General features: G+C 41.8%; 7 protein-coding genes and 1 pseudogene. All 8 read left to right on the forward strand.

The annotated features are described in order from the left end of the window. The first annotated feature begins 226 nt into the window (after window positions 1–226). On the forward strand, window positions 227–811 hold the full coding sequence (locus ACGF63_RS18065; protein ID WP_387632522.1) for a hypothetical protein: 585 nt from the start codon (window positions 227–229) through the stop codon (window positions 809–811). Continuing rightward, window positions 808–2,031 carry a helix-turn-helix domain-containing protein gene (locus ACGF63_RS18070; RefSeq protein ID WP_387632525.1) on the forward strand — a complete coding sequence of 408 codons (1,224 nt, stop codon included), beginning with the start codon at window positions 808–810 and terminating at the stop codon, window positions 2,029–2,031. Before ACGF63_RS18065 ends, ACGF63_RS18070 begins: the two co-directional genes overlap by 4 nt. A gap of 504 nt (window positions 2,032–2,535) precedes the next feature. Further along, entirely contained in the window at window positions 2,536–4,110 is a 1,575-nt protein-coding gene (locus ACGF63_RS18075) for a hypothetical protein (RefSeq protein ID WP_387632527.1), read from the forward strand. A 203-nt stretch (window positions 4,111–4,313) separates the two neighbouring features. After that, window positions 4,314–5,927: an IS1634 family transposase gene (locus ACGF63_RS18080; protein WP_387632530.1), complete on the forward strand. Its 1,614-nt coding sequence runs from the start codon at window positions 4,314–4,316 to the stop codon at window positions 5,925–5,927. Between the two features lie 255 nt (window positions 5,928–6,182). After that, window positions 6,183–6,638, forward strand: coding sequence for a hypothetical protein (locus tag ACGF63_RS18085; RefSeq protein WP_387632532.1), 456 nt, complete (start codon window positions 6,183–6,185; stop codon window positions 6,636–6,638). A 3-nt stretch (window positions 6,639–6,641) separates the two neighbouring features. Continuing rightward, a complete protein-coding gene (locus ACGF63_RS18090) occupies window positions 6,642–7,079 on the forward strand; it encodes a type II toxin-antitoxin system YafO family toxin (protein WP_132345479.1) in 438 nt (145 codons plus the stop codon). A gap of 71 nt (window positions 7,080–7,150) precedes the next feature. Further along, a complete protein-coding gene (locus ACGF63_RS18095) occupies window positions 7,151–7,507 on the forward strand; it encodes a hypothetical protein (RefSeq protein WP_387632535.1) in 357 nt (118 codons plus the stop codon). Continuing rightward, window positions 7,507–7,946, forward strand: a pseudogene (locus ACGF63_RS18100) (hypothetical protein); the annotation flags it as partial. The gene ACGF63_RS18095 and the pseudogene ACGF63_RS18100, both read left to right, overlap by 1 nt.

The following is a 7,946-nucleotide window of genomic DNA, read 5'->3' on the forward strand; positions in this document are numbered from 1 at the left end:
ATCGAGTCCCGATAGACATGAGAGGGAAATCAGCCTCTAACATTCCAATAATAGTAACCAGAAATCTAAATCCACACGCAAAAGGAAAATTTTAATGGAGAAAGCGCGTGCACGCGAAAAAATACTGATGTAAAATCGTGTTCATCAGTGACAGTGATAGGAAATGGTCGTGAAAAAATCCAAAGTGGCAGATCTCATCGTTTAACATGTTCCAAAACAACTCATCATGGCCCTTTCCGACGCGATTTACGCGGCGTCAAAGCGTTCTTTCGATTCTGCAAAAATGAAAAGCCAAGGTCACAGAGCAACTGCGCTCGGCCTTGAACGTTATCTAAATTTGAATGAAACCATTCATGAAGTGTTCGAAGCGAATGGTTGTAACCCCGGCAAGTTGTGTGGCAACCGTATTGTTGAAGGCCGTAGCGGTATCTTCACCATTGCTCGCGAAAGCTACAATGACAATCAGTGGAAGAAGCTTTTTCGCAGCAAACGTAAGCAAACGCTCATCTCTGAGAACGTTTTTGTGGAAAAGGTGGTGCAACCGGATTTATTCTCCGACGGTTCTGATGTGCCAAAAGCTACACTGTTCGTAGTATGTCGTTTTTCCGGTTCGCTACAGACTCAGCCCGAAGCCCCGATGTCTATAGAGCTTGTTGTTCCAAGTTCTGACGGGAAGAGCTGGGTTTTCCATGAACCACTTGAACTTTTTTTAACCCGATATGATGTTGTTCCGTCCCAAGAAGATAATGCATTCCCAGGACTCAAAAAGGGCATTATCAAAAAAGATGGAACAGAGGATGATGATGTATGAGCCGAGGCATCGCTGAATTTCAACCGGATAGGCTAGTGCAAGTACTAGCCGCCCGGCGGCTAACCCAAACTCAATTAGCTACGATGGTGGGCGTATCACCAGCAACCATTAGCAAATGGCGTTCTGGCCAGCAGGCTCCAGAGTCTGAGGCTTTAGAACGTTTAGCGACAGTCGTAAATGTCACTCCTGAATGGTTTACTCGTCCCCTGTTGCCGGGTATGTCAAAGCCCTTATTCAGAAGTAACGCTTCGGCTCATGTAGCGGCACGAGCAATGTTAGAAACTCGTATCCATTGGGCTAATGAGTTAGTTACTAAGCTGACTGAGTTTGTAGATCTGCCGGAGCTAAAATTATCGCTCCGTAGTTTTACAAACATCGATGAAATTGGTGATGCAGATATCGAAGATGCAGCTAATGAGTGCCGTGCCCTCTGGAATCTTGGCACAAAAGAAATACCAGACCTTGCATTAGCCGCAGAGAGTAACGGCATTATTGTTGTCCGAGAGGAAACGGGGATAGCTCAGATCGAAGGGCTTTCTGCCTGGAGTGAGACTTTAGGTGTTCCTTTTGTCCTCCTCTCCTCGGATAAAGGTAATGCTTTTCGCAGCAGATTTGACCTTGCTCACGAAATTGGACATCTGATCCTTCACCGCTACGTTGGTAATGAACTCGAAGCTGAACGTTATAAGTTGAAGGAAAGTCAAGCTCACAAATTTGCGGGGGCATTACTACTGCCCGCAAAGGCATTTGCTGAAGAAATCAGAACACCGGTCACGTTGGATAGCCTGCTTTTAACTAAGCAGCGATATGGTATTTCGGTCGCGGCAAGCATTATGCGGTTATATGCGTTAAATATTATAACCGAGGAAGAGAAACAGAATCTCTACAAACGCCTTTCTGCACGTTGGGGTGTAAAGTCGGAGCCAGGCGATGATTATCGTGAGCCTGAAAAACCACGTTTGTTGAAACGTACGATAGAATTATTAGCTTCTTCAGGTATTATTTCTGTTGAACGACTTGCCGCTTTTGCGGGGTTGTCTGCTATCGATGTCGAAATGATGGTTGGTTTACCCGAGGGTTATCTGACTGGCAAGAAAGCTGCCGTTGTACACTTGGCAAAATTGAAATCTATGCTGGCCGAGCGACGTGAAGAGCAGGCAAATGAGCCAAAAGGAACTTTGGTACAGTTTACGAGATCACCTAAGCATTCTAATTCTTAATATTCACAGCCATGCATTCAGTATGCATGGCTTATTCTTATACGAATAAAAAATAGATTAATTCATAACGTAACTGCCAATTTTTTGTAGTAGTTGCCTTGCTCAAGTTAGGATATAGTTTTATATATTCCAATATAACTAAGGTCGAACCCATAAATCCCCCTTTTAGCTCCAGCATGTTTTCTTTTTTTAACCCTAACTAAGCTCAACGCTGCTCAATGAAGATAGAACCGCTCTAAAAGTGAATGAGCCGTTTTGCAGGGATACTTGCATTTACAGTTGGAGTGGTAAATTCAGTCATGACGCCATAGAAGTACAGTTCGCACAAGCAGACACAAAAAATATGTACGCTAGTCATGTAACTACACAACTTATCTTGATGAAAGAAAGGAAATGATGCAAGAATGAGTCGATAGGCTTGATGAATGGCCTGCGATTAATAACTTGACATTTAAATGCAAGAAAACTGTGAGTGACCAAGGTCAATTAGGATAAAATCTAAGCATGGATGTAAACAAAAAAATGCTATTTGAGTATGCCTTTCACAAAGAAACAAATAAGATAGTTCATGTCGATGCGGTACCCAACGGCAAGCGCTGTGACTGTGTGTGTAAGAATTGTGGGGATAACCTAATAGCAAAAAACAACGGTAAGATTATCCAGCATCACTTCTCCCACACCACTAAAGAAGAAAGCCGGGACTGTCAGATGACGCAGCTACATATAGCAATGCAGCTGCATTTCTCATCTTTATCAGAGATCACACTTCCCGAAAATGAGATAAAAATTGATGAAGAATTACTCATCGCTTCCGAGCTAACTACTTCAGTTACTGAGTCAGCTCTTGAATATAGAGTTGGCCCTTATTTGGCCGATGTATACCTAACTACCGACGCTGGCGAAGTAGCGATTGAAATCTGTGTAACTCACAAATGTGAAGAGGAAAAAAGGCAATATTATATCGAGCATCAAATTGATTCTATTGAGTACAATTTCCCTCTCGGCGAAGGTAAAAGTATTGCCGAGTGGACTTCATTGGTTAGAGACAATTTTATAGAGTACGAATGGATCTATCACTCAGCTCTTGAAAAAAAGAAACTTAGATATCAGAAAGATCTTGAGGCAAAGAAAAGAAATAAAAAAATTGATAGAAAAAACAGATCGTTGCAATCAGTCAAAAAGTCTCTTTCTTCAAAAAAAGTTCACTTGCCTAGTATTCATAAAGAGATGGAATACATTTATACAGGTATTCCTTACAGAGAGAGTCGTCTCATCTATCCTAAACGAGATGTAACCTGCGATAACGTTTATCTATCACTAAATACTGATGATTATGCCGTAGTGGAAGGATTCATCGGAGATCGTGTGATATCTGTCATATATTCATTTTCAGACGATATCCCTGAACTGGTATATCAAGATGACAGAAGCATAGTATGTCGTCATTACACGGATGAATCGAATAAACCAACTTGGTCATGGGTAAAACATCCCTCCATCACTAAGAAGTTCGATATGATATATATGCAATTTAAAGCCGATTGTCACAGTCTTTATCGCAAACGTCAAAGTCTTATATATATAAAAAACAAAGCGCATGAACTCGCGTCTAACTACGTAAATAACCGACAGTTTTATTTTGAACGTGACTATCACGGATGGAAGAGATGGATGATTAAATATAAATTATTTACTCCAACGTTGGATAAAAGGGCTCCTTCTTTACCTGAAATACTGAAGCGGAAAAGAGAGTACCCTATGCTTTGGCCATTTCAAAAATGGGATATAATGGTATTGAGTACTTTGGCAGAAATCATTGACATCCACCCGGTTGGCCAAAAAATCTATTACCTAGATATATTTTGCGTTCTAGAAGAAAGATTTGGTGTATCACATGAGTATGTGAATATTCTAAAAGAATTTAAAGAATTGAATCAAACAACTACATTTGATAGCCTAATAAACCAGAACAGTATTATCCAAGATGCCTTGTCACCATATGCAATGATGAGCCTTATATCTATTCGAGAGGACCATCTAATTAGAAAGGGGGACCTCATGTTATCTCTAAGTATATAGCCGCTCTTGAAATTAATCCTGACCATTTTGTTTGTAAAGGAAATTGCAAATAAATTTATATTAAATACCATCCGTCATTCCGCACCTCATTCCTGATTTAAAAATAGTGTGATCTTACGCACGCTTTATATCTTTGTAGCGCCAATAAGATTGACGGCGATCGCGCATTTTGATCTATTACTTTTATTTGCCGGAAAGTCACTATGTCCATACCTGAGCCTGTCATTAAACGTCTTGATCACCTGGGGCTTATCGCCGCTTTCTGCCATGAAGCCGGATTACCCCGTATGATTGATGCCATTATCCCAAAATACGCAGAGCATACTGTTTCTCACGGCGAGGCGTTTCTTGCGATGATCCTCAACGGGCTGGGATTTCACAGCCGGACACTCCATATGTTTTCCGGGTTTTTCAGGCATAAGCCTATTGAACGCTTGATTGGTCCCGGCATTGACGCAGAGCACCTCAATGACGATGTCCTCGGCCGTACACTGGATGCTTTATATGAGGCTGGCGTATCGGAGGTTTATCAGGTGCTTGCTGAGCAGGTTATTGATAAATTAGGAATAAAATCGGATTCTGTGCATCTTGATATCACCAGTTTCCACGTGGATGGGGAGTACAAGTCATCGCCCGATGAGGATACTCAGCGCATTGAACTGGCGCGGGGTTACAGTCGTGACCACCGCCCCGACCTCAATCAGGTTATCCTTGAGCTGATTTGTGAAAATCAGGCGGGGATACCGGTTTACATGCAGGCGATGAGTGGGAATACCAACGATGCCAAAGCGTTCGCAGAAGTCACAAAACACCCTATTAGTTGTCTGAAAGCGGCGCAAAACAGTCGCTATTTTGTCGCGGATGCCGCGCTGTATAGTGAAGCGGCAATATCTTCTCTTCATCAACAAAAACAACACTTTATTACCCGCGTGCCGTTAACGGTTAAGGAAGCTAAACAGCAGCTGCGGAACGTGAATACCCGCCAATTACAGCCTTTTACCGAAGGTTACGCGGGATGCTGGATTGAATCCCATTATGGCGGGGTCCCGCAACGCGGGTTACTGCTCAGCAGTACGGCTGCCGCGCAACGTGAAGCACAGGCTTTCGCGAAAAACACCCTGAAATTAACGGAAAAAGAGCTGAAATCATTTGAAAAATTGTGCAAAAAAGCGTTTGCCTGCAAGGCAGATGCGTTACATGCCCTGCGTGATTTTGAATCCGTCTGCCAGTTTCTCGCTGTTGACGCTCCGGAGGCGAAGGAAATCGTGACTTATCAGGGGCGTGGACGTCCGGCGAAAGATCAACGCGCTCAGATTCATTATCAGCTATCGGGCCGGGCTTACAGCCAGCTGGATAAAGCTGCCGATGCCAGACTCCAGGTGGGGATGTTTATTCTCGCCACCAACGACATGGACGAGGAAGCCCTTGATATGGAAACTTTGCTGGCCAATGACAAAGCCCAGCAAAAGGTTGAGCGGGGCTTCCGGTTTCTGAAAAGCCCGGAGTTCCTGACCGCTTCCCTGTATCTGAAAAAACCGGAACGCATCGAAGCTTTATTGATGGTGATGACATGCAGTTTAATGGTTTATGCTGCGCTGGAGCATAAAATTCGCAGCGGATTGAAACAAAATGCGGCATTTTACCCGGATATGAAAAACCGGCAGACACAATCGCCCACCGCCCGTTGGGTATTTTTAACCTTTGAAGGGATTAATACCTTCGAATTTCAAGAGGATCGGAGGGTAACGGGTATACAACCGTACCAAAGTGACCTGTTGAAAATATTGGGTCAATGGTATGAGTCTTTTTATTCCTGAATTGGGTGCGGAATGTCGGTTACATAGGTAGCTAATTGTCATTTACTGCGTGGTTGTAAGGTTAAGAATAGTGGTTTAATATGGTACATAGTGACACATTATGACTGTTTGTGACTCACTATAACAAACTATTTGATAAGGCAGAACGTCATGAATCTATCACTAAGGAGTTGTTTAACCGTAGTTTTATTTGGAGGAGTGCTGTCGGTTCCTCCATTTGCTGCTGGTTATGTGGATTCGAGGGACGGTTGTAGTATGCTTAGTTTTAAAGTAGGTGAAACTATCTGTAGTCTGGATGATTTGAAAGCTCAATATCAAGAAAGAAGAGAGATTGTTGATTCATTAGCTAATGAAATTAGCCAATATTATTTAAATCTCCTAAGCTTTGATGAAAGTCAAATTCGTGGTATTATGCTTCAAAACGACATAGAAATTAATAAGGCTTGCGAAACCACAATAAGAGGATTTGAGCAAGGACTCAAAGCTATGTTGAAGCAAGATCGACCTGATGAAGAAAAGCAAGAAATGAGGATATATCTAAGATCTATAGCAAAGGCCAGATTTGAGATAACTCGTCTTAATGATTTTTCTCGTCAATTATTTACTTTGCCTAATATTTATAAAAGCGATATAAATAAAGCTGCTCTATCAGAGTTGGCTGCCTATACAACCAAAAAGATTGAGTCTGGGAATTTTTCATTTACTGGGTGATAAATGGAACAAGTGGACGTATCAATAAATGAGTACACGAGGAAAGATTTTTTTGATGACGTCTTTCTAAAGCATCCAGATCTTGAACAGGCTATTCTGCAAGATTTCAAACACTATAAAGAAACTGGAGAAGTCCCTGATTATTTTGGTAGGGATGTTGCTTACACTCAACCAGAAGCAGCATATAAATCATGTATGATGCATATTCATCTTTGTTTTCCGCCTGATTCATTTCCTAAAAACAGGGTTCAGTATTATAGAACGTGTAAATCAAATAGCCCAGAAAACGATGCTTGTCTGGTATATGTTCAAGGTCTCTTGGAAGAAAACAAATATTCCTTATTGGCGATAATGCATCCTGATGCTCATGGGAAAGCCAGGAATCCCAATATAATGAGTTATCTAGCAAGAATAGCTCAGGATTTCAGAGATAATAACTAAACCCGTCCAGTACGGGTTTTTTCATATTTGGCCGCTTAATTGCGGTTTTTTTATTTCTATAAGGATCGAAAATGCAAACTCGCTCATTTCTTCTTGATATCAAATCATGGGATTTAACGTTAGATGATTCTGGAAATATCGCTATTACTGATAACCCTTATGCTGTGGCTCAGGATGTCGCTTGTGCCTGTAGTACATATCTGGGTGAGTGTTGGTACGACACAACATTGGGTATTCCTTATTACCAGAGAATTTTGGGACATTGGCCGGGAACTCAACTAATCAACAGCAAAATGCAACAAGAAGCAGTGAAGCTACCTTATGTTCAATCTGCCATTTGTAAAGTTATAAACGGGAACGAAAGAACTATTGCGGGCACGATGATAATAACGGACATGAATAATCAATCAACGGTGGTAAATTTCTGATGACTAACTCTGTAGTACTGACAACAAGTGTTCCAAGTGTAACCTTTACAAAGACGGGTCTAACTGTACCCGACGAAGTTGATATTTTAAATGGGCGGCTAAATGATTTGGCTACAGCAATGGGCGGTGCAATGAGTACCAGTTTAACAACACCGCAGGGTCAAATGGCAATGAGTGATGCGGCTATCATTGCTGACAAGAACGATCAGTTACTTGCTATCGTCAATCAAATTAACCCGGATTATGCAACTGGACGTTTCCAAGATGCCATTGGGCGGATTTATTTTTTAGACCGAATTCCAGCATCGGGAACAACGGTAACAGCAACATGTACTGGGTTAGTTAATACAGTTATTCCAATTGGTAGTATTGCTCAAGATAAAAAAGGGTATCTTTATCATTTAATAACAGAGGCTAAGATCCCCAGGGCAAGATCTCA

The sequence above is a fragment of the Photorhabdus sp. RM322S genome (assembly GCF_042879395.1).
Classification (GTDB): Bacteria; Pseudomonadota; Gammaproteobacteria; order Enterobacterales; family Enterobacteriaceae; genus Photorhabdus; species Photorhabdus khanii.